The 22,851-nt window shown below is 37.7% G+C and carries 17 protein-coding genes; 7 read left to right on the top strand and 10 right to left on the bottom strand.

Annotated features, from left to right (window positions below; all coding sequences use genetic code 11):
• Positions 1–339 precede the first annotated feature (339 nt).
• The 4 genes from tig to HUV91_RS13450 all read left to right on the top strand — a co-directional run bounded on the left by tig (position 340) and on the right by HUV91_RS13450 (position 4,732).
• On the top strand, positions 340–1,674 hold the full coding sequence (tig, locus tag HUV91_RS13465) for a trigger factor (RefSeq protein WP_130072073.1): 1,335 nt from the start codon (positions 340–342) through the stop codon (positions 1,672–1,674).
• Positions 1,675–1,863: 189 nt separating this feature from the next.
• Entirely contained in the window at positions 1,864–2,475 is a 612-nt protein-coding gene (clpP, locus tag HUV91_RS13460; RefSeq protein ID WP_130072072.1) for an ATP-dependent Clp endopeptidase proteolytic subunit ClpP, read from the top strand.
• Positions 2,476–2,509: 34 nt separating this feature from the next.
• Positions 2,510–3,820 carry an ATP-dependent Clp protease ATP-binding subunit ClpX gene (clpX, locus tag HUV91_RS13455; RefSeq protein ID WP_130072071.1) on the top strand — a complete coding sequence of 437 codons (1,311 nt, stop codon included), beginning with the start codon at positions 2,510–2,512 and terminating at the stop codon, positions 3,818–3,820.
• A gap of 159 nt (positions 3,821–3,979) precedes the next feature.
• A complete protein-coding gene (locus HUV91_RS13450; RefSeq protein WP_174493745.1) occupies positions 3,980–4,732 on the top strand; it encodes a DUF2846 domain-containing protein in 753 nt (250 codons plus the stop codon).
• 65 nt (positions 4,733–4,797) lie between these two features.
• On the opposite strand, the gene HUV91_RS13445 is transcribed toward HUV91_RS13450, so the two are convergent.
• From HUV91_RS13445 to HUV91_RS13410, 8 genes are all read right to left on the bottom strand, one after another.
• Complete coding sequence (locus tag HUV91_RS13445; protein WP_174493744.1) at positions 4,798–5,331, bottom strand: DUF2059 domain-containing protein; 534 nt, start codon at positions 5,329–5,331, stop codon at positions 4,798–4,800.
• A 33-nt stretch (positions 5,332–5,364) separates the two neighbouring features.
• Positions 5,365–5,859, bottom strand: a complete 495-nt coding sequence (locus HUV91_RS13440) for a DUF2059 domain-containing protein (RefSeq protein ID WP_174493743.1) — start codon at positions 5,857–5,859, stop codon at positions 5,365–5,367.
• On the bottom strand, positions 5,856–6,359 hold the full coding sequence (locus HUV91_RS13435) for a hypothetical protein (RefSeq protein WP_130072067.1): 504 nt from the start codon (positions 6,357–6,359) through the stop codon (positions 5,856–5,858). Before HUV91_RS13435 ends, HUV91_RS13440 begins: the two co-directional genes overlap by 4 nt.
• Before the next feature lie 90 nt (positions 6,360–6,449).
• Positions 6,450–7,976 (bottom strand): fumarate hydratase, encoded by a 1,527-nt coding sequence (locus tag HUV91_RS13430; RefSeq protein ID WP_130072066.1) that lies wholly within the window; start codon positions 7,974–7,976, stop codon positions 6,450–6,452.
• 709 nt (positions 7,977–8,685) lie between these two features.
• Positions 8,686–10,827 carry a phosphate acetyltransferase gene (gene pta / locus HUV91_RS13425; protein ID WP_174493742.1) on the bottom strand — a complete coding sequence of 714 codons (2,142 nt, stop codon included), beginning with the start codon at positions 10,825–10,827 and terminating at the stop codon, positions 8,686–8,688.
• 56 nt (positions 10,828–10,883) lie between these two features.
• A complete protein-coding gene (locus HUV91_RS13420) occupies positions 10,884–12,101 on the bottom strand; it encodes an acetate/propionate family kinase (protein ID WP_174493741.1) in 1,218 nt (405 codons plus the stop codon).
• 313 nt (positions 12,102–12,414) lie between these two features.
• Positions 12,415–12,816: a hypothetical protein gene (locus HUV91_RS13415; protein WP_174493740.1), complete on the bottom strand. Its 402-nt coding sequence runs from the start codon at positions 12,814–12,816 to the stop codon at positions 12,415–12,417.
• A gap of 133 nt (positions 12,817–12,949) precedes the next feature.
• Positions 12,950–14,215, bottom strand: coding sequence for a glutamate-5-semialdehyde dehydrogenase (locus HUV91_RS13410; RefSeq protein WP_174493739.1), 1,266 nt, complete (start codon positions 14,213–14,215; stop codon positions 12,950–12,952).
• 314 nt (positions 14,216–14,529) lie between these two features.
• On the opposite strand from HUV91_RS13410, the gene HUV91_RS13405 reads away from it, so the two are divergent.
• On the top strand, positions 14,530–15,864 hold the full coding sequence (locus HUV91_RS13405; RefSeq protein ID WP_174493738.1) for an alpha/beta fold hydrolase: 1,335 nt from the start codon (positions 14,530–14,532) through the stop codon (positions 15,862–15,864).
• 62 nt (positions 15,865–15,926) lie between these two features.
• On the opposite strand, the gene HUV91_RS13400 is transcribed toward HUV91_RS13405, so the two are convergent.
• Positions 15,927–16,772, bottom strand: coding sequence for a class I SAM-dependent methyltransferase (locus HUV91_RS13400; protein ID WP_174493737.1), 846 nt, complete (start codon positions 16,770–16,772; stop codon positions 15,927–15,929).
• A 76-nt stretch (positions 16,773–16,848) separates the two neighbouring features.
• The gene (gene nagZ / locus HUV91_RS13395; RefSeq protein WP_174493736.1) at positions 16,849–17,868 is read right to left on the bottom strand and encodes a beta-N-acetylhexosaminidase; all 1,020 of its coding nucleotides are present in this window, start codon (positions 17,866–17,868) and stop codon (positions 16,849–16,851) included.
• A 195-nt stretch (positions 17,869–18,063) separates the two neighbouring features.
• Between nagZ and HUV91_RS13390 the strand changes: the two genes are divergently transcribed.
• Complete coding sequence (locus tag HUV91_RS13390; protein ID WP_130072057.1) at positions 18,064–20,244, top strand: carboxy terminal-processing peptidase; 2,181 nt, start codon at positions 18,064–18,066, stop codon at positions 20,242–20,244.
• Between the two features lie 217 nt (positions 20,245–20,461).
• Entirely contained in the window at positions 20,462–22,561 is a 2,100-nt protein-coding gene (locus tag HUV91_RS13385; RefSeq protein ID WP_174493735.1) for a putative bifunctional diguanylate cyclase/phosphodiesterase, read from the top strand.
• The last annotated feature ends 290 nt before the right edge of the window (positions 22,562–22,851 follow it).

Here is a 22,851-nt window from a genome sequence, read left to right as displayed (position 1 = left end):
GATTATCATTTGTAAATATAATGTTTAATAATGTAAAATAATATTAAGTTTATGATTTTTATGTTAAATAAAAAACTCTTTTAAAAAATGGTTTTTTATTGGTTTTACAAATCAGAGGTCATGTGAGAGGAGTTGTTAGAAGTTTTACTCTAGTGAAGTGGTTTTATTCATTTCTGAAAGAATGACGTCATCGGAAAATAAATTTGAAAAATTACTGAAAAGAAATATAGAGAAATTTTTATTTTAGGGGTTAAAATAGCCGACATTTTGTATATCTATAAAGTTGTCATATAATGTGGCACTTTTTTAAATTGTAACTACTATTATATAGAGGAAGCCATGCAAGTAACTTCTGAAGCGGTTTCGGGCATTGCCCGTCGTTTAAATGTATCTGTACCGACGAGCCGTGTAAATGAGCAATTTGAAGCTCGTTTAAAACGCGCTGCCAAAACTGTAAAGATTAACGGCTTCCGTCCAGGTAAAGTACCTGTAAACGTTGTTCGTCGTGAATATGGTGCTGGTATTTACCAAGAAGTGGTAAATGACATCATCCGTGACTCAGTATTCGAAGCAATTCAACAAGAAAAAATCAATGCTGTTGGTATGCCAAACATTGATAAAGTTGAAAACAAAGATGATGCTTTGGTTTTTCAAGCAACTGTAGAGGTTTACCCAGAAGTTTCAGTAAATGCACTTGATACTTTAGAAATCGAACGTAAATCGACTTCAGTGAATGATAAAGATGTCGACACTATGCTCGAAAACCTTCAAAAACAACGTCAAACTTGGGCTGAAACCAAAGGTATGGCGAAGAAAGACATGCAAGTGACTTTCGACTTTGAAGGTACAGTGGATGGCGAAAAATTTGAAGGCGGCGCTGCGCAAGACTTTAAACTTGTTTTAGGTTCTGGTCGTATGATTCCTGGCTTCGAAGATGGCATCATCGGTATGAAGAAAGGTGAAGAGAAAGTCATTGATGTTACTTTCCCTGAAGACTACCAAGCTGAAAACCTTGCAGGTAAAGCGGCTCAATTCAAAATCAATGTGAAATTGGTTGAAAAACCAAAACTTCCTGAAATTGATGCTGAGTTCTTAAAAATCTTTGGTATTACTGAAGAAGAAGGCGTTGAAAAATTAAAAGCTGACGTTCGCAAAAACATGGAACGTGAAGTGAAAAATGGTCTACGTAACCAAGTTAAATCTGCTGCGTTTGATGCATTAGTTGCTGCAAATGAAGTTGAACTTCCTTCAGCAATGGTTGCTCAAGAAATTGACCGTCAACGTCAACAAATGATTCAACAGTTCACTCAACAGTTTGGTGCTCAAGGTGCGCAAGCATTTGACAGCAGCATGCTGCCTGATGACTTATTCAAAGAACAAGCTGAAAAGTCAGTTAAATTGGGTGTACTTGTAAGTAAAATCTTAGCAGATGCTAAACTTGAAGTAGATGCTGCTCGTGTTGAAGCATACATCGAAGACATGGCAACTTCTTATGAAGATCCTGCTGAAGTGATTGAATACTTCAAAAATGATGAAAAACAACGTGCTCAAATTGAAGCTGTTGTTTTAGAAGACCAAGTTGTAGATTATATTTTAGCTGCTGCTAAAGTATCTGATACTGAAGTGAGCTACCAAGATTTATTGAAAGAACAGCAAGCACGTCAACAAGGCTAAGTTGTTTTTTATTAAAAGGCGCTTTCGAGCGCCTTTTTTTATGCTGTATCAAACTTGTAATTGTCCCAAATTCAAAATGCTTATTCAAAAAAATTTGATATTTAATGGGGAATATTTTGCAATTTCAATCATTATCCCTCATATTGTCACTATGAGCTGAGTAACAAAAAATTCAGGAATAAATAACATATGTATGTTCCATCTATTGAAAACGCTTTAGTCCCTGTGGTTGTAGAACAGTCATCTCGTGGTGAACGTTCTTTCGATATTTTCTCACGTCTTTTACGTGAGCGTGTAATTTTCTTAACAGGTGAAGTTGAAGACAACATGGCAAACTTAATCGTTGCACAAATGTTGTTTTTAGAAGCTGAAAACCCAGAAAAAGATATTCATTTATATATTAATTCACCAGGAGGGTCAGTGACTGCAGGTATGGCAATTTACGATACCATGCAATTTATTAAGCCCGATGTGGTGACGTATTGTATGGGGCAAGCTGCATCGATGGGTGCATTCTTGTTAAATGCGGGTGCGAAAGGTAAACGTTATTGTCTTGAAAATGCGCGCGTGATGATTCATCAACCATTGGGTGGTTTCCGTGGTCAGGCATCAGATATTGAAATCCATGCACGTGAGATTTTATTTATTAAAGAACGTTTAAATCGCTTAATGGCAGAACATAGTGGCCAAGACTATGAGCGTGTCGCAAAAGACACAGATCGTGATAACTTTATGACTGCAGAACAAGCGAAAGAATACGGTTTAGTGGATCAAGTGTTATCAAAACGCCCACAAAACTAAGCTTTAACGTACAGATTTAAGATTTGGAGTGAAAATGTCCGATAATCCTCAAGGACAAAAACATTGTTCATTTTGTGGAAAAACACAGTCTGAAGTTGGAAAACTGATCGCTGGAGAGGACGCGTACATTTGTAATGAATGTGTGGATGTCTGCTTAGATTTAGTTCAAACCAGTCAACAAGTTGAAACTGGAGATTGGGCAACACGTCCATTGCCTAAACCTCATGAGATTCGTGCTGCGCTTGATCAGTATGTGATTGGTCAAGATACTGCAAAGAAAACGTTATCAGTTGCGGTCTATAACCATTACAAACGTTTAAAAGTAACGCAATCTGCAAATAAACCTAAAGATGCTATTGAGTTAGCAAAAAGTAATATTTTGCTGATTGGACCAACAGGTTCTGGTAAAACATTATTGGCGCAAACACTTGCGCGTTTACTTGATGTACCTTTTGCGATGGCAGATGCAACCACTTTAACCGAAGCAGGTTATGTGGGTGAAGATGTTGAAAACATTGTACAAAAGCTATTACAAAAAGCGGATTATGATGTAGAAAAAGCCCAAAAAGGTATTATCTACATCGATGAGATTGATAAGATTACGCGTAAATCTGAAAATCCGTCGATTACCCGTGATGTATCAGGTGAAGGCGTACAACAAGCACTTCTGAAAATGATTGAAGGCACGGTTGCATCTATTCCACCTCAGGGCGGACGTAAGCATCCACAACAAGAGTTTATTCAAATTGATACCTCAAATATTTTATTTATTTGTGGTGGTGCGTTTGCTGGACTTGAAAAAGTGGTACAACAACGTCAAGAAAAAGGTGGTATTGGTTTCACTGCTGATGTGAAAAATAAAGATGATACTAAGAAAGTATCAGAATTGTTCCGTCAAGTTGAAGCAACTGACTTAGTAAAATTCGGTTTAATTCCTGAGTTTATTGGTCGTTTGCCTGTGATTGCGACGCTTGAAGAGCTCGATGAAGAAGCATTAATGCAAATCTTGACTGAACCAAAAAATGCATTAACGCGCCAGTATCAGTACTTGTTTGAAATGGAAGATGTCGATCTAATTTTTGAAGACTCAGCATTACGTGCTGTGGCAAAAAAAGCGCTTGAACGCAATACAGGTGCGCGTGGTCTACGTTCGATTTTAGAAAATGTTTTACTTGAAACTATGTATGACTTACCAAGTCGTGAAGATATTGGCACAGTCATCATTAATGCTGATGTGATTAATCATCAAGCAGAACCTGTTTATCAAGCAGAACGTCAACCGAAGCAAGAACAAGCTGTTGAAGAAAAAGTTGATTTAAAAGTGATTGATAGTAAATCTGCTTAAGATGATTGAGTTGTGATCTGCAACTTATCTGAAACGTGTAAGAAGCTGGACTTTTTACACGTTTTTTATTTTTAAATCGCCAATGAAATGTTAAGCTGATGTTGAGAAAATCATCTTCATTCAAAAAATGAAAATAAAAATACGTGGTGAGGGATAATCATGCGTTACTTTGGTCTAATTATTTTAACCAGTTGTGGATTGGCTGCCTGTCAAAGTCATCAGGCTGTCGAACAACCAATTACAAGTCAAGCTGTGTCTACTTTAGATGCCGTAAATTTTGAAAAAGAAAATTCTTTTGTCCATGAAAAGTTAGATCAATATAAACTCGGTAAGTTTTCTGTCGGTTCATGGGTCAATCAAGAGCCTGGGCAGTATTTCAAACTGGTAAAACCCCAAAATCCGAATGCTGCTGTGATTTATTTTTATCGTCCTGATAGTAAGTGGAATCGCCAAGAAATTATTGCACAGAGCTTTTATTTAAATGGAAAACGAATTCCTAGTCTCATTAGCAATCATTATTATTGGATTGAGCTGGCTGAGGGCGATTATAAACTCAGTTTAAGTCGACCATTGGCAGTGGTACATTTTCAAAAGCCTAAAGTTGCTTATTTTCACGTGCAAGCAGGTCAGCAATATTTTGTAAAGTATGAGGAAGAGAAATTCCGTGGTGGTCCAAATGGTGGTGGTGACTTGTTGAAAGTTGGTCCATTGATGCAAATGCCAACGCGCCAAGGATTAAAAGAAATTGCCATGACGCAATTAAAATCGCCTGGTTTAAACTTTGTTGGCGAAATGACCGCAGATGGAAAGTTGATCAAACCTCAGGAAAAAATTAATAGTGGAGATTATCAAGCCAGTGATGATGTGCATTTGAGTACACCATTTAAGATTTGGAATCCTTTAACATGGTAAATGAGATACCGAAATAATCCATTTAAAAAGAGGCAATTGCCTCTTTTTTATAAAAATAAACAGTATTATTTGTTTTCTGCGGCTTTTTTAAGTGCTTCGAGTTTTTTATTGACTTGAGCAAAGTCTTTTTCAGCCGCTTGAATGGTCGACATCAGTTGAGTATTGACGATTTTCATGGATTCTTGGGCAACAACAGGGCTTTTAGCTAAAATGGATTGTCCAACTTGGCTTGAGTAAAAATCAATTTGTGCTTGTACTTCTTCAGCACTATAAATGTCTTTGTAAATTTTTTGATAAATCGGCTGCATTTTTTCCCAAGAAATACTTTTCTTATTTTGCTCATGTAATTGATCTGCTAATTCATTGGCAACGATTTGCTCTTGTGGGCTAAGTTGTTCATGCCGCACAATATTTTGTACAATCGTATATGCTTGCTGATCAAGCTGAGGGCGAATTTGTTGTATAGTTTGTTGTAAAAGCTGATCGATTTTCATCACTTCTATTAATTGTTGCACTTGTTGGTCGCTTGCAGGAGCAGCAAAAGTATAAGGTGTAATCAGTATTAAACCACTGAGTAATAAGGTTTTAAATTTTTTCATCTGACTGTCCTTAAAAGATAATGAATAGAAAACTTATTGAGAGAAAAATTTCTGCATGACTTGCGTAAGTTTAGCTTGTGCTTGCGCTGATGGTTCGGCATTGTCAGGGAAAATTTGTTCAACAGCATCAATGATTTTCTGTTCAAAATTTTTATTATTTAAAATAGATTGTCCGACTGCTGTTTTATAAAATTTAATCCATTGCTGGGTTTCTTCTTCAGTCATGTTTTGATTGTAAATATTAAATAAATTTTGTCTAAATTCACGTTTATAAGCATCACTTAAATAATATTTTTGAATCGCATTATAAATACGGGTTTGGTTTTCCTTGGTTGGCGGAATGGTATAATACTCAATGATTTGTTGTGTCAATTGTTGAAAAGTTTCACTCTTTGCGAGGTCTTCGATTGCTTGATTGATATGAATAACATTAAGTAGTTGTTCGGTACTTTCTGTACTTGCAGGTGCTGCATATACACCTGTGTGCAGTAGGTAAAGGCTGAGGCTAAACATTATTTTTTTGATCATTTTTGGTTCTCACGAATAATGCTTTGAATATCGTCTAAGTTGACCAACTTATTAAAATCATTACTTGAAGCATCTACAATCTTTGCAATTATAATTGGAGTATTTTGTCCTGCATTTTGCATATTGGGTTGCTGGTAAACATCGATCAAGGCTTGGGCTTGTTCTTGACTGAGTGCTTGATATGCTGCACGAATATTGCTGAGCAAAACTTTTTCATCTACTTGTTCGATCATGTCATTAATCATAATATCCGATATTTGGATGATTAAAGCTTGCTTTTCAGCTGAAAGCGCTTGTCTATATTGTAATTGGTCAAACATCAATTCTTCAGTTGCACTTTTCATATTCGGCATACTTTGTTTGAGTAAAGCAGGTTTAAATTGATTCCAATATTCAAGTTTAATGAGCTGATCAATTTGTTGTGATGTCGCAGAGGCTGCGAAAGTTTGAAAGCTAAAACTTAGTAAAAATATAGAAAATATATAGGATTTAATTTTCATCTTCTTCTCAGAAATAAAAAAGCACCCTAATCATAGAGTGCTTTTTCATCAATATTCAAGCAATAAATCTATTTCGCGTTGAATAAAGACTTAGTTTGCTGCAGCATCAACGACTGGAATTTTACCAATTTTTGCTTGCCAGATTTTTGGTGCTGTTGCATGGATTGATGTACCGTTTACATCAACTGCAACAGATACTGGCATATCTTCAACCACAAATTTGTAGATTGCTTCCATACCTAAGTCAGCAAATGCAACCACTTCAGCTTGACGAACAGCTTTAGAAACAAGGTACGCAGCACCACCAACAGCCATTAAGTAAGTCGCTTTGTTGTCTTTGATTGCTTCGATTGCAGCCGGACCACGGTCTGCTTTACCAATCATGCCGAACAAACCAGTCGCTTCTAACACTTGACGAGTGAATTTATCCATACGTGTTGCAGTTGTTGGACCTGCAGGACCAACCACTTCATCACCAACAGGATCAACAGGACCCACGTAGTAAATAAATTTACCTTTCAGGTCTACAGGAAGCTCTTCGCCTTTGTCGAGCATTTCGCACATACGTTTGTGCGCAGCATCACGACCTGTATAGATTGTACCGTTAAGCAATAGCGTGTCGCCTGGTTGCCAAGAGTTCATTTCTTCTTGCGTAATGTTGTCTAGGTCAACACGTTTAGATTTTGAAGAATCCCAAGTCACTTCTGGATAGTCAGAAAGTTTAGGTGCTTGAATATGTGCAACACCTGAACCATCTAATTGGAAATGTGCATGACGAGTTGCAGCACAGTTCGGAATCATACCGACTGGTTTACCTGCAGCATGACAAGGGTAATCTTTGATTTTAATATCAAGTACAGTGGTTAAACCACCAAGACCTTGTGCACCAATACCCAATGCATTTACTTTTTCAAAGATTTCAATACGAAGCTCTTCGATTTTGTTTTGTGGTCCACGACGAAGTAATTCGTCCATGTTGATTTCTTCCATGAGTGATTCTTTTGCAAGCATCATGGCTTTTTCAGCAGTACCACCAATCCCGATTCCGAGCATACCCGGTGGACACCAACCTGCACCCATGGTTGGAACAGTTTTAAGTACCCAATCCACGATTGAATCAGAAGGGTTGAGCATTGCAAGTTTAGATTTATTTTCTGAACCACCACCTTTTGCAGCAACAGTGATGTCTACTTTGTTACCCGGAACGAGTTTGTAGTGAATCACAGCAGGAGTGTTGTCTTTGGTATTTTTACGACCAAAAGCAGGGTCAGCAAGTACAGATGCACGAAGAACGTTGCTATTTTCAAGATAGCCTTGACGTACACCTTCATTGATTGCGTCATCTAAGCTCATTGTTAAATCAAATTTAACGTCTAAGCCCACATCAACAAATACGTTAACAATACCAGTATCTTGACAGATTGGACGATGACCTTCTGCACACATACGAGAGTTAATTAAAATTTGTGCAATGGCGTCTTTTGCAGCTTTGTTCTCTTCACGATCATAAGCACGGCTCATCGCTTGGATGAAGTCTTGTGGATGATAATAAGAAATGAACTGAAGCGCATCCTTGACCGATGTGATCAAGTCATCTTGCTTGATAATAGTTGTCATATCGAAAATCTCTTGAGCGGGCTGATAGCTAGCGGGCTAAATTATACGTGATAAAGCAGCTTTTGTGGATGACTTGCTTGAATTTTGGCTAAAGTTTAATGTTGAATTTGCAGGGCTAAGAGATATTGAGTCAAATCAGCAAAGTTTTGTAGCAGAATAAAATTTTACTTTATGTTATAAAAATATCAGCTTTAAAAGATTTTTTATATTTTCTAAATGACTGTTTGTATTTTACTTTTTTAACATTTTAAAATATGACAGTGTTTGTCATAAAGTTGTCATAAAAATTTCACATAATAAATATAACAAAACTTGAGTGAAGACACATATGACAGTTTCAAGTGTTTTGATGGTTGTGGGCTTTAGTATTTATATTGCTGCAACTTGGATGTATGGACAGAAAGAAGATCAGGCATAAGCTTTATCTTCTTTTTTTATGCTTGCATTTTTATTGTATTGATCATTTGTGTATTGCTCTTTATTTCAAAAAATTAAGTTAATATAAAAGATATCAAAAAGTATTTATTCTTTAAAATTTAAATATTTAATAGTAAAAAGTAGGATTGAAAAACGTACAGCTTTATCAGCTTCCAATTGCTAGGTAATGCGAGTATTTAATTGATTAAAACTGTAATAAAAAAAAAGACCACCCAATCCGCAAATTGGGTGGTTTGAGTATTAAACTTTAATAATCTTGTATAAGTCCAAATTACTGAGCAGCTTGCTGTTCGGCTTGAATCGCAGTTAGGGCAATCGTAAAGACAATATCATCCACCAAAGCACCACGAGACAAGTCATTCACAGGCTTATTTAAACCTTGCAACATTGGACCAACACTGACCACGTTTGCAGAACGCTGAACCGCTTTATACGTGGTATTTCCTGTATTGAGGTCAGGGAAAATAAACACATTGGCACGACCTGCAACTTTTGAATCTGGTGCTTTTGATTTACCTACGCTTTCAACAGAAGCTGCATCGTACTGTAATGGACCATCAATAAGTAAGTCAGGGCGACGCTGTTTTGCAATTTCAGTGGCTTTTGCTACTTTTTCTACATCAGCACCCATTCCTGATGTGCCTGTAGAATATGAAATCATGGCAATACGTGGATCGATCCCAAAGGCTTTTGCAGAGTCCGCAGACTGGATGGCAATCTCAGCCAATTGTTCTGCATCTGGGTCTGGGTTGATTGCACAATCACCATAAACATAGACTTCATCAGGTAATAACATAAAGAATACTGAAGATACCAATGAATAGTCAGGCGCAGTTTTAATCAATTGGAAAGCAGGGCGTACGGTATTTGCTGTGGTATGCACCGCGCCAGACACTAAACCATCAACTTGATCGAGTGCGAGCATCATTGTGCCAAGTACAACGGTATCTTGCAGCTGATCACGTGCTTGTAAATCATTGAGTTTGCCTTTACGCAATTCCACCATTTTTTCGACATACTGTTCACGAATCAAATCTGGATCAATAATTTCTAAATCATGAGGCAGTTCAATATTGCGTGCACGTGCGACTTCAACAACAGCTTCAGGTTTTGCCAATAATATACAGTGTGCAATTCCACGCGCCTGACAAATTGCAGCCGCTTGAATGGTACGATGTTCATCACCTTCAGGCAGTACAATACGCTTTTTCGCAGCAATTGATTTTTGTACCAATTCATGACGGAAAGCAGAAGGGGATAGACGAGGTTGATAGTCACCGTTTAATAACAAGACTAACCAGTCCATATTAATATGGCTCGAAACAAAACGTGTGACTTGTTCAGCGCGCTCAGTATCATCGACTGGAATTTCATTGCTTAGATTTGAAAGTAATTGAGTTGTTTCAAATGTACTTAATGGCGTATGTAAAATAGGTAAACCATTTTTAATTGCTGTTTGACAAAATGCCAATGCAGCAGGGTTGGGTTCATGTTGCTCAGCTAAGACTAAGCCAGCCAATGGAATTCCATTACTGGTTGCAAGACTTGCTGCAAGTAACACATCAATACGATCTGAAGCAGAGATGATTAATTCACCCGCAATAAATTTTTGTAATTCATGTTCAATATTAGAAGCAATTAAACTGCTGTGTAAAACACGGCGTACAGTTGATTTACCTTCATTAATCCAACTTGCTTGGATATGTGTGGCAAGGTCTGAAACACGCGGTACACTTAAAGTATCACTGAATGGGACTAAACCAATCACAGGTAAATGTTCAGTGCCAATATGTGCATGTGTGCGTTGAATGGCTTGTGTAAATTGTTTTGTTTCTTCAACTAAACGTAAATCTGGCGCAAATGTCACAGGAATTTGTGCTGATTCTTCTGGTAAACCACGTGTACGCATAAACAATACACCAACATTACGCGCTGATGCTGCACCACCAAAATAGCGTAATTGTGCTTCGACTTTCTCAGCAGTTTGTTCAGGCTTGGCAATATTGGCATTGCTGACAAAAATAACTTTTGCGTCAAGGGCTTGGGCAAGTGAAGCGTTAATTTCACTCGCAAAAGCATCACGTGCATTTGGGACTAGACCTTCAACAATAATAATGTCATGTGTGCGAGCAACTTCACGATGTAAACGAACAGCTTCTTCAAGTAGTTCGTCGGTTTCACCTGTGTTGAGTAAATGATTTAATTTTGCATATGGAATTGGTTCAACCGTTTCAGTTTTCGAAACATGGCGATAGAGTGCAGTTGTACGGTCAGATTCGGCTTTCTCATCTTGTGAAAAAGGTTTTAAAAATCCCGCTTTTACTCCCTGACAATCTAGAGCATAAATAAGTCCAAGACATGCAGAGGTAAGACCTACGCCTTCACCTGTAGGAACCAATAAAATTGTTTTCATACGCTATTCTTAATCAGATAAATCAAAATAAATTTTAAATCACATCCTGCAACAGCTTAAGCTGTCACAGTTTCCGCATTAGACTTTTTTGCAGTTACATTTCCTTCTTGTAATGCAACATGCTCAGTTTCTTTGGCAATACGACCTTCTTCATCGGTTGGTACAACCCAGATTTGCGGACCTGTACCAGCATCAATACGACCTTCTGTACCACGTTTTAAGCTATTATTTTGTTCTTGACTCAAGTTAAAGCCAAAATGTGGTAGATACGCAACGGTTTTTTCACGAATATAAGCGGAGTTTTCACCAATACCACCTGTGAAAAATAAGCCATCAATACGTGGTAGACCACAGCTTAAACCTGCTAATGATTTTGCTAAACGGTAGCAAAAAACTTCAATCGCAAGCGTTGCATCTTCATTACCTTGTTCAGATGCTTCGATGAGCGTACGCATATCATTTGAAAGATTAGATAGACCCAGCAAACCAGATTGGCTATTGAGCATTTTGTCAATTTTATAAATGTCCCAACCTAAGTTTGAAGCTAAGAAACTATGAATACTTGGGTCTACGTCACCACTACGTGTACCCATTACCACACCTTCAAGTGGTGTTAAACCCATAGAGGTATCGACAGATTGACCATTCCAAATGGCACAAGTCGAGCTACCATTACCTAAATGTGCTGTGAGCCAACCACCTTTTTTGTAGCTGCCTGCAAGTTCAGAACCACGTTCAGAGACATACGCATGGCTTGTGCCATGGAAACCATAACGGCGAACATTATGTTCTGTATATAAAAATTTTGGTAATGCATAACGATAGGCATGTGCAGGCATCGTTTGATGGAAAGCAGTATCAAAAACTGCAACTTGTGGCAAGTGTGGGAACAAACGCATGGTTGCTTCAATACCCACTAAATGCGCAGGATTATGCAAAGGTGCAAGTGGCGTTGCTTCACGAATACGTTCAATAATTTCAGGTGTTAATAATTCAGCTTTGGTTAATGTGCCTCCATGTACAACACGGTGACCAATCGCTTGAGGATTATGATGAGCTAAACGTTCAAGAATGGTTTCCAATGCTTTTTCATGATCTGCATGTGGAATAGAAAGTTCAAGCTCTTCACCACCAGTCGTAATACCTTTAATACGTGCATTCGCAGAACCTAAGTTTTCTGCCAAACCAAAGATTCGATCTTTACGGTGCTCTGAAACCAAAGCATATTTAATTGATGAAGATCCGCAGTTAATTACTAATACTGATGTAGACACGTTTTATTACCCGAAATTGTAATTTGATATTCGTCCTGATTGATCTGATTACGCTTTTTGTTGGTGCAATTTAGATCAGTAGTGATGTTGTACCATGTGTTGTTTTTCTGTCCTAGATAGACTTTAGGTGATTAGACTTAAGCACTATCGACCACTTTAAGAATTATAATTAGAATTTATCAGTTGATAGATTTCATTTATAAATAAAATAGTACAGGACATAAAGTATCATCTATTTCAAACATAGCATGATTTTTATACATCTTGGCTGAGTTTTATGTTAACAAGTTTGTATTTCAACGGTTGTGTATCATTAATTTTTATATTTAATTTCAGACCAACGCACAATCACATAAGCAATTAAAGCCACCATAAAAAAGACGAGCATCATCCATGCCAAACCTTGTAATGTCTCAATAATGGTGCGATAAACCTCTAAAAACCAACGTTCTTGGGTGAGTGTTAAAATGATTGGTGCTTTCTCGTTGGTGTAAGTGATTGGGCTAATATACTTTTCCATATCATATATGCGAATGCCTGAAGACGTACCCACCACCATACCTGCAAATTTGGTGTATTTAGCCCAAGCTGTATGGATTGGATCATGGATAATACGCGCTAAAATGGCATTGATAGAACCTGAAAAAATACGCATGACCACAAACGAAACCAATAATGCCAAGCAAAATGTAATGATGATTAAAGCGTAAAACATAATTTTTCCCTTCTTTTTATATATTTTTTTATTTTAGGAAATTTTTTTTGTTGCAATGTAATTTTTTAATGCCACAAAAATAAAAAACCGTCCAATTTTCAAAAATTGAACGGTTTTACTTCAATGTACTAACTTACTGACGAATTTGACCATCGCCTAAAACAATCCATTTTTGAGAAGTTAAGCCTTCTAACCCCACTGGACCACGGGCATGAATTTTATCGGTTGAAATACCAATTTCAGCACCTAAACCATATTCAAAACCATCAGCAAAGCGAGTAGACGCATTCACCATGACAGAGCTCGAATCAACACGAGTTAAAAATTGACGTGCCAAACTAAAGTTTTCAGTGATGATCGAGTCAGTATGATGTGAACCATATTTATTAATATGATCAATCGCTTCATCTAAACCTGAAACGACTTTTATCGCAAGAATAGGGCCGAGATATTCTTCATACCAATCTTCTTCAGTGGCTGTTTTTACACTGGCACCTAAAATACGACGAGTTTCTGCATCACCACGGAGTTCAACTTGTTTTTCAGCATAAAGTTCTGCAATACGTGGTAAAAACTCTTCTGCGATTTTTTCATCAACCAGTAACGTTTCCATAGCATTGCAGACACCGTAACGGTGTGTTTTGGCATTTAAAGCAATCGGAAGTGCTTTGTGTAAGTCAGCTTGTGCCTCAACAAAAACATGGCAATTGCCATCTAAATGTTTGATTACAGGAATAGTGGCTTCATTGGTAATCAGTTCAACTAAGCCTTTACCACCACGTGGAACGATGACATCGACATATTCTGACAATGTAATTAATTGACCCACTGCAGCACGGTCTGTGGTATTGATCACTTGTACACAAGTTTCAGGTAAACCAGCCGCTTTTAGACCATGTTGAATGGCTTCCGCGATTGCTTGGTTGGAGTAGAGTGCTTCTGAACCACCACGTAAAATAATCGCATTACCTGATTTAAGCGCAAGCGAAGCTGCTTCAAGTGTGACGTTCGGACGCGACTCGTAAATCATGCCCACAACACCTAAAGGTACGCGCATTTTACCAATTTGAATGCCTGTTGGGCGATAGGCTAAATCAGTGATTTCACCGATAGGGTCAATTAAGCCAATGACATCTTTTAAACCTTCAAGCATCGCTTGAAAGCGTTTGGGGTTAAGTTCTAGGCGATCAAGCAGGGCGCTGTCTAAACTTTTTGAGCGACCATTGTCCATATCAATTTTATTTGCAGCTAAAATTTGCGGTTGGCTATTTTCCAAAGCGGTATAAATCGCAGATAGCGCATTGTTTTTTTGCAGTGTGGAAGCACCTGCCAAAAAGCGAGAAGCTTGGCGTGCCTGTTTCCCTACAGTTTGCATATACTGTTCAATAGAATCTTGCATAGCGTTTTAATTGATCACCTAGAAATTTCCCTTTGATAGTAGCAGCCAATGTGAAAGCAAGGAAGTCTGATTCGAAAATAAAACTAAAAATGCAAGTGAAAACCATGGTTTGTAAATATTTTGCAATGCTTTTCCCTTTTAAATATGATGAGCGGTCATTTCAGCAATTGCGGAGAATTCACATATTTGTATAGAATGAAACTATAAGGACATTGAAATGATACAAAAGTAGGTCTGTATCACGATTTGATAAAACAACGCGAGCGATAATAATCTTGCAGACTAAAAGAATAAAGCAAGGATGGAGGAAGGATATGAATTCCATTATCCAAATGGACTCAGAATCAAATCAAAATTTTACTAATTTTGGTTTTTTCGATATTTACAATAAAAATAGCTTCAAACAACCAGCACGTACGACGTGGATTGACGGTTGGAAAATTGAATATATGGCGATTGCTGATCCAGAGACAATCCATAACACGCCTATTGTAATTATCGGTGGTGCTTTTCAAAACTTTAACTCATATAAATATTGCGTTGAGCAGTTTTTTGAAAGCGGACCTGTGATTTTAATTGACCTCCCCTCTATGGGAGCAAACCAACAGATTACCAATGTCGACACAGGCTTGTCTGCGGGCACCTTGGAGCTTCCAGATTTATCTCAAATGTTAGGACAGTGGTTTGATATTATTGGCATTCCAAAAGTTGATGTTGTCGGGATTTCTTTAGGTTCAGTGATTGCCTCATTCTTTGTAGAGCAACGTCCTGAATTGGTTGAAAAAATGATTCTAATGGGCGTGATGCAAAAAACGCGTAAGAGTTGGCGTATGCTGCTTGAAGAATCATTAATGCTGATGAAAGAACAACGTATGGATGAGTTTGGTCAGGCTGTAATTTTGTATTTGGTCAATCATGCAAAGCTTGACAAAACACGTATGTCTCCAACCGCAAAGCGTCTTTTCTTTAAACAAATGGCTGAGTTTTCAGTCACCGAACAAGAACGTTACGAAATTAACTGCAATCGTTTGTTGCGCTTGTCCAATGTGCCCGTGCCACAGTGCGACACATTAGTTGCTTGTGGGCAGTATGACAGTTTTACTTTACCTCACGAAAATGCAGCTTTTGCATTGCAATGCCCAGACATGCAATTTGCCATGATTGCCAATGCCGATCATGTGCCACAGTTGCAACGTCGTAAAGAAACTATGACTTTATTTACCACCTATTTAAAAGGTGAATCGATTCAGGGTCTGGATGGCATTATTCATTTAAGCCGTGAGGACATGCAGCATATGGAACGCCGTGGCGAAGACCGTATTCAGATTCGACAACCTGCACGCCAATTACGTCATCGTCATTCGGCACGTGAAATCTCTGTACATGTGAATGATGTGAATTATTTTGGGCTTTCAATGACACTTAGTGCAGAAGATGTTGAATTTGCAGCACAACATACTCGAGATTTGGCATTGAGTTTAGAGGATGAACAAGGTGAGTTCACCATTGAATGTTTGATTTTTGAAATGGGTGAAAATCACATACGCGCTTTATTTAAACATGGCAGCTTTGAAAATGCAGATCGTCTATTGCAATTTATTGCAACGGAACGAGCAAATTTAGAGACTACAGTATGTGAAACGGTTTAATCTTTTAAAATGAGTAAAAAAATCAGTCATATTCGACTGATTTTTTTTGTACCTAAAATTGACTATTTTTCAGCGTGAATCATCCACACTAAATCACCTAAATGTTCTTCTAGGTTCACTTGTTTAGCTTGTTGTGGTTGAAAATAAACATGTGGTTGTAGCACTTCGACCTGTGTAAAACCTGCCATTTTAAAAAACGTTTGGATTTCTTGAGGTTTTTGAAAGTGGAAACTAAAAGCACTACGCGAAATGACTTTGAGTAATTTACTGCTATTCCAAATAACACTTGCGAGTTTATTTTTGACAGGTTCAGGATAAATATCGGTCAGATAATGTAAGGTCTTAAAATCTTGCCCATAATCTACAATAGATTTTAGGAGTTGTTGTAATAAATTTTTTTCAAAATAATTTATCAGACCTTCACTGATGATCACCAAAGGGCGCTGTGGATCAAAGACAGCAAAGGCACTTTTAAAGTCTTCGGTAAACAAGTCTGCAGATAATACGTCAGGACTGGCTGCATTGATTTTTTTTAATGCGGCTTGCTTAGTCTTTGCCATATCAGGCAAATCAAGTTCCCGATAATCAATGTGTGGGAAGTGCTCTCTAAACCACCAACCTCGTGGTGATAGTCCTGTGGCAATTTCTAACACTTGTAGATTAGGATACTGATGAATTAATTGTTTTAGAGTGTCATCTAGCATGGTGTGACGTTCTTTTAAGGTCGTACGCATGCTGCCACCCACATACTTTTCTGCCCATGTTTCAATAGGATTGGCAATAAAAGCGAGTGACTTTCCTTTTGATGTTGCAAGTAATGGGTGAGAAATTCCCATTTGATACCAAATATACCCTGTATAGTGTGCGGTAAAGGAAATATGCCGATGTTTAGAAAGTTGTTGAGTCATGGTTATCCTTAACTTTATTGTTGTTATTTTGACTGTTTAAAATCAAAAAAAGGGCATATCGAATGCCCCTCTAGTTTTAAAGTGAATTTTTAAATTCTTCAATGACTTTTTTGACAGTTTGCCATTCTTCACCTAAATCCAGTGCTTCACCTATCTGGAGCTGTGGAATTTTGCCACGCATACGTTCAAGACGTTCTTGGTTTGGTAATGGCAAATCTGAAATTCCAGCCAAAGCCATACAGGCAGATTCACGATTATTACAGACTAAGCCCATATCACAACCGGCATTTAAAGCTGCTCGAATACGTGCATCTGCACCACCTGCGACACAAGCTGCTTGCATACTTAAGTCATCTGAGAACAGTATGCCGTCAAATTTTAATTCTTGGCGTAAAACTTTTTGTAGCCAATAGGGTGAAAAACCTGCTGGATTTGGGTCAATATTTTCATAAATCACATGTGCCGGCATTAGGGCATCAAGCTGTGGCTGTAGCTGAATAAAGCTTTGCATGTCATTTTGGTAAATTTCGTCATAAGAACGTGGATCAATTGCTGCAGCAACATGCGAGTCCGCTTTAACAGAACCATGACCAGGGAAATGCTTGCCTGTAGTTGCCATGCCAGCACGTTGCATCCCTCGCATAAAGGCACAGGCTAAAGGCACGATGTCTTTTACATTGTTTGCAAAAGCACGATCACCAATGACATCACTAATGGCATTGATATCTAAAACAGGTGCAAAGCTAAAATCAATCCCGACAGCAAGAACTTCGGTTGCCATAAGCCAACCACATTTTTCTGCAAGGTCAAGTGCTTTTTCAGGTGCGTTTAAGTAAAGTTCACCAAAATGACCCATGGCCGGCAGTAGCGTAAAGCCTTGTTTTAAGCGTTGTACACGTCCACCTTCTTGATCGACAGCAATAAGAATATCAGGACGAATTTGACGCATATGGTCAGTGAGTTGACGTACTTGAGCAGGAGATTGAATATTTCTTGAAAATAAAATCACCCCACCGACTTGCGGAGCACGTAATAGTTCAATATCTTCTTGATTAAGTTCTGTGCCTGCAATGTCAAGCATCAATGCGCCGATCATAAGAAATCCGAATTGTATTTATTTAAAAAAGAAACAATAACCGAATTTTGCAATGATTTGCTACATTTTGTCAGTACAGTTTATGATAAAACTACACGATATAAACAGATAAAGTTGTTTAAGATTTTGAATTGCATGAATTCATTTCAAAAAACAGCGCTGAAATTGGTAAATCCAAGGAAGTACACACAATTTATGAAACTTCAAACAATCGCATGTGCAGTTGCTATCGCAACGGGTGGTTTATTTTTTAACCATGCTATTACAATGGCTATGGCGGCAACTGAAACAACTGCTGTTTCAGAATCTATTCAACCAACAAAAGAACAAGCTTTGGTGACACGCCAGTTGGCAACTTTGGTGGATCGTCAGCATTATTTAAATATGCGTTTGGATGCGAATACCTCTGCACGTATTTTAGATATGTATATAGATAGTTTAGATCCTGATCATTCTTTATTCTTAGCCCCTGAAATTGAGCAGTATAAAAAGCAATATGGTGCAACCTTGGGTGCTGCTTTAAAAGCAGGGGATTTGACAGGATCATACGCAATTCATGCGCAATATCGAGCACGTCTAAAAGAATTTTATACGTATATGTTGGCAGAGCTGAAAAAGCCGCAAAATCTGAATCAGCCTGATGCTTATATCGAAACAGATCGAGAAAAAGCGCCATTTTTTAGTCACAAGGCTGAACAAGAACAGTATTGGAATAAAATGTTGGTGTCTCAGCTCATCAACTTAACCATTACCAAACAAGAAGAACAAGCGAAACAAAAAGCACTGAAAGATGATCCTTCTTTGGCGAATGGACAAGATCTGACAGCTTCTGAAGATTTAACGCCTGTTCAAACTTTGACGAAGCGTTATACGCGTCAGTTAGAACGTATGGGACGTGTCAAAAGTGATGATGTGCTTGAGAAAATTTTAAACTCAATGACATTAACTTATGACCCACATAGTAATTATTTCCCACCACTTGATGCAATGGAGCTGAATCGTCAAACTACGTTGCAGCTTGAAGGGATTGGGGTCTCGATTCGTCCTGAACGGAGTAATGAAGATTACACCAAGATTGAAACTATTGTAGAAGGTGGGCCTGCAAGTAAGTCGGGACAAGTGAAATCAGGTGATCGGATCATTGGTGTCGCACAAGATGGCGAAAAAATGATTGATGTCATCGGTTGGCCAAGCTCGGAAATTGTTGGGTTAATTCGTGGTAAGCGTGGTACCAAAGTCAGTATTAAGCTGTTAGGTGCAGGTGCTTCTATGAACCAAGCCCGTACAGTGACATTGACTCGTGATGTGATTCAAGAAGAAGATGCAGGGGTGCGCTCTCGTACAGTTGAAGTAACACGTGATGGGGTTAAACATAAGTTTGGTGTGTTGGAAATTCCATCATTCTATTTGAACTATCGTGCACGTCGTGCAGGCAATGAATACCGTTCAGTTGCAGAAGACACCAACAAAGCATTGCAAGATTTAGCGAATCAAAAAGTCGAAGGGGTTATTATTGATCTACGCAATAATCCAGGTGGTTCTTTAGAAGAAGTTGCGAAAATGATTGGGCAAGTGGTAAAAGAAGGCCCTGTGGTGCAAATTCGTGATGGCAATGGCACAGTGAACGTATTTGAAGATACTGATGGAGGCGCTCAGACTTATGCGGGGCCTCTAGCTGTACTGATCAATCTTGCATCTGCTTCGGCAAGTGAGATTTATTCGGCTGCAATCCAAGATTATGATCGTGGTGTGGTACTAGGCAGTACGACTACAGGCAAAGGCACAGCCCAAGTTCAATTAGACAGTTTGGCGTATGGTCAAGCTACCTTAACACAACGTAAATTCTATCGAATCACAGGTGGAAGTACCCAAAACAAAGGTGTGATTCCGGATATTAAACTGGTGGATATCTATGATGAAGAGTTTGGAGAACGTAAAGCGAAGAATGCATTGAAATGGGATACGATTCCAACAGCGCCATTTAAGCGTGAAGGTTCTATTAAACCGTATTTGCCACAATTAGCTGAAAAATCAAAAATACGTGTATCTTTAGATCCTCAATTTCAGTATTTAGCGCAAAGAACTGCAATTGCGCAGCAAACCAAAGATCAAAAGCAAATTGTTTTAGATATTGAAAAGCGTAAAGCAGAGCTTAATACTCTGGAGTTAAAAACTTTAGCTGCTGAAAATAAAAGACGTGCTGAAACAGGGTTAAAAGCTTATCCAAATTGGGAGAGTTATCAGGCTTCTTTGGATGCACTTGCTGAATCTCGTGCAAAAATGAAAGCAAATAAGCGACCTGCTTTACCTGAAGAAGAAACTTTTGTGACTGAAGCGGCAAATGTGTTAATTGACTTGGCAAAATTACAGAAGTAAATTTGTCTAAACACTCTGTTAAATCAAGATTAAAAGCATATTACGATATGCTTTTTTCTTATCTAAAAAGTTAAGAATAACTTGACCTTCAATAAGATAATGCTATTTTAACCATATATTTTACATTCTTTAAAAGGCGAACCTTCACACAGTTTTCTGTTGTAAAAAAATTGGGGTTTTATAAAAATAATAGGTTCTCTATTGGAAGATAATTTTTATGAATGATATGGGTTATGACAGTAGTCTCGTAATGGGGTCTGCATGTGTTGCAGTATTTATCTGTTATGTTGCTATATCATTAGAACAACTCATATTTGTTTCAAGGACGCCCCGTATACAAAAAATGATCCTTTGTCTGAGCGGCATGGTCTTTGGTTTTGCAATTTGGGCAATGCATTTTTTGGGGTTATGGGCGGGTGATTTACCAGAAGGTTATACGTTTGATCTGTCATTAACCATCATTTCTTATGTAATTGCAGCACTTGCTTCAACTTTTGCAATTTGGTTAATGACGCGTGAAACGTTACCCATAGTCCGTTTAGTCTTAGGTGCATTGCTGATGGGTTTAGGGATCTCGGGTATGCATTATGTAGGAATGATGGGCCTACAAATTCCAAATCAGGAAATTCACTATAATATTTTATTGGTTGTATTTTCTGTTTTGATTGCGATTAGTGGAGCTGGTTTATCTTTTTGGTTAGCATTTAAATATAAAAATACCTTTAAACACAAAACACTCTATAAAATCGCTCTTTCTGTCATGCTCGCTTTTAGCATTGTTGGCATGCATTATACTGGTATGGCGGCTACAACTTTTCATTCTCTTGGAAATTTATTACATACGACACATCATGTTCATGGTGGGCAAGGGATTTTATTATTAACTATCATTTTTGTGACCAGTTTAATTTTGGTTTCTGCTTTTAGTGTTGCGGTGTTAGAGCGCAGATTAGAAGAGCGTAATTTACAATTATTACAAGCCAATAAAGAACTTGAAGATTTAGCATTACAGGACAATTTAACTAAGCTGCCGAATCGATTATTTTTAGAAGATCATATCCAAAAATTATTTCAGCATTATAAAGTAACTCACCAAAAATTTGCTTTGATTTACTTAGATTTAGACTTTTTTAAGGCTGTAAATGATAATTTTGGTCATCAAGTTGGTGATGATTTATTGGTGGCTTTGACCACGCGATTACAAACAGTGTTACATGATAATCAAACTTTATTACGCTTAGGTGGTGATGAGTTTTTAGTGATTGTTCCACAAATTAAAGAACTTAAACTGGATGTTCTTGCAGAAAAAATTTTAGAAAAAATTCAACAGCGTTTTTTAATTCATGAAAAGCAAATTAATATTTCAGCAAGTTTAGGAATCGTGTTATATCCTGATCATGGGCAATCTTTACAAGATTTATTGATTCATGCGGATACGGCAAAAATGCTTGCCAAAGAGCAGGGGCGCAATACTTTTTGTATTTATCATCAAAATTCAGATGATTATTTTCAACATCGTCATCAATCTAAACTGGTGAATGATTTATATTGTGCCGTTGATGAGCAGCAGTTTGTTTTATATTATCAGCCTAAATTTACAGCGGATTATAAAATTTGTGGTGTTGAAGCTTTGATTCGTTGGCAGCATCCAACTTTAGGTTTGCTGGCACCGAACAAATTTATTGAGGTGGCTGAACAAACAGGTTTAATTATTCGCATGGGCTATTGGGCATTAGAACAAGCCTGTATTCAGTTGCAATCATGGCATCAACGTGGGATGCCATTTTGTCCAATCGCAGTGAATTTGTCGGCAATGCAGTTTGAGCATAAGCATTTAATTACCACTTTAGATAATTTAATGCAAAAGTATCAGATCCAAGCCAAGGAGCTGATTGTTGAAATTACTGAATCGACGGCTATGCATCACATTGAAAAAAGTATCGCAACTTTTGAGCAGCTAAAAGCATTGGGTATTTTATTGGCAATTGATGATTTTGGGACAGGACATTCTAGCTTTTTATATCTGAAGAACTTACCTGTGGATGAATTGAAAATTGATCGTGAATTTATTCGTAACTTATGTGAAGGCTCTAAAGATGAAATTATTTTGGAAAGTATCATTCATCTCGCAATACGACTGGGTCTAATTGTCACTGCTGAAGGTGTAGAAACCGAGCAGCAAGCTGCAATTTTAAAACGCTTAAATTGTCAGCAGTTACAGGGTTTTTTATTTGGAAAACCAAAGCCAATACAATGTTTGGAAAATAAATATTTCGCAGCTCAACTCGCTGCTCATAAGACAGTTCATCTTGACTAAAACGCAAGTCACAAACAAAAAATAAAAAATGATCCGTGCTGAAAACATGTCTAATTTATTCGCAGATATCAGCGTATTCATATACTGATGTGTGCTGATAAAACTGGAGGATTTAACTTGGTAAGCCTAAAAGCCTGAAGCAAAGGTAGCGTCTTAAATCATGATTTAGCCTTAAAAATATTTCGTTACATTTTATCTAAATAGTTAAACATGAACGAAACTCTAAAAGCGTAAAGTCAGTTTATAATTAAATAATTTATTATAAATCAAAAACTTATGTAATATTTTTC

The organism is Acinetobacter sp. Marseille-Q1623 (assembly GCF_902809895.1).
In the GTDB taxonomy this organism is placed as follows: Bacteria; Pseudomonadota; Gammaproteobacteria; order Pseudomonadales; family Moraxellaceae; genus Acinetobacter; species Acinetobacter piscicola_A.
The sequence above is the reverse complement of the archived record's forward strand: the minus strand, read 5'-3'. Positions and strand labels throughout refer to the sequence as shown.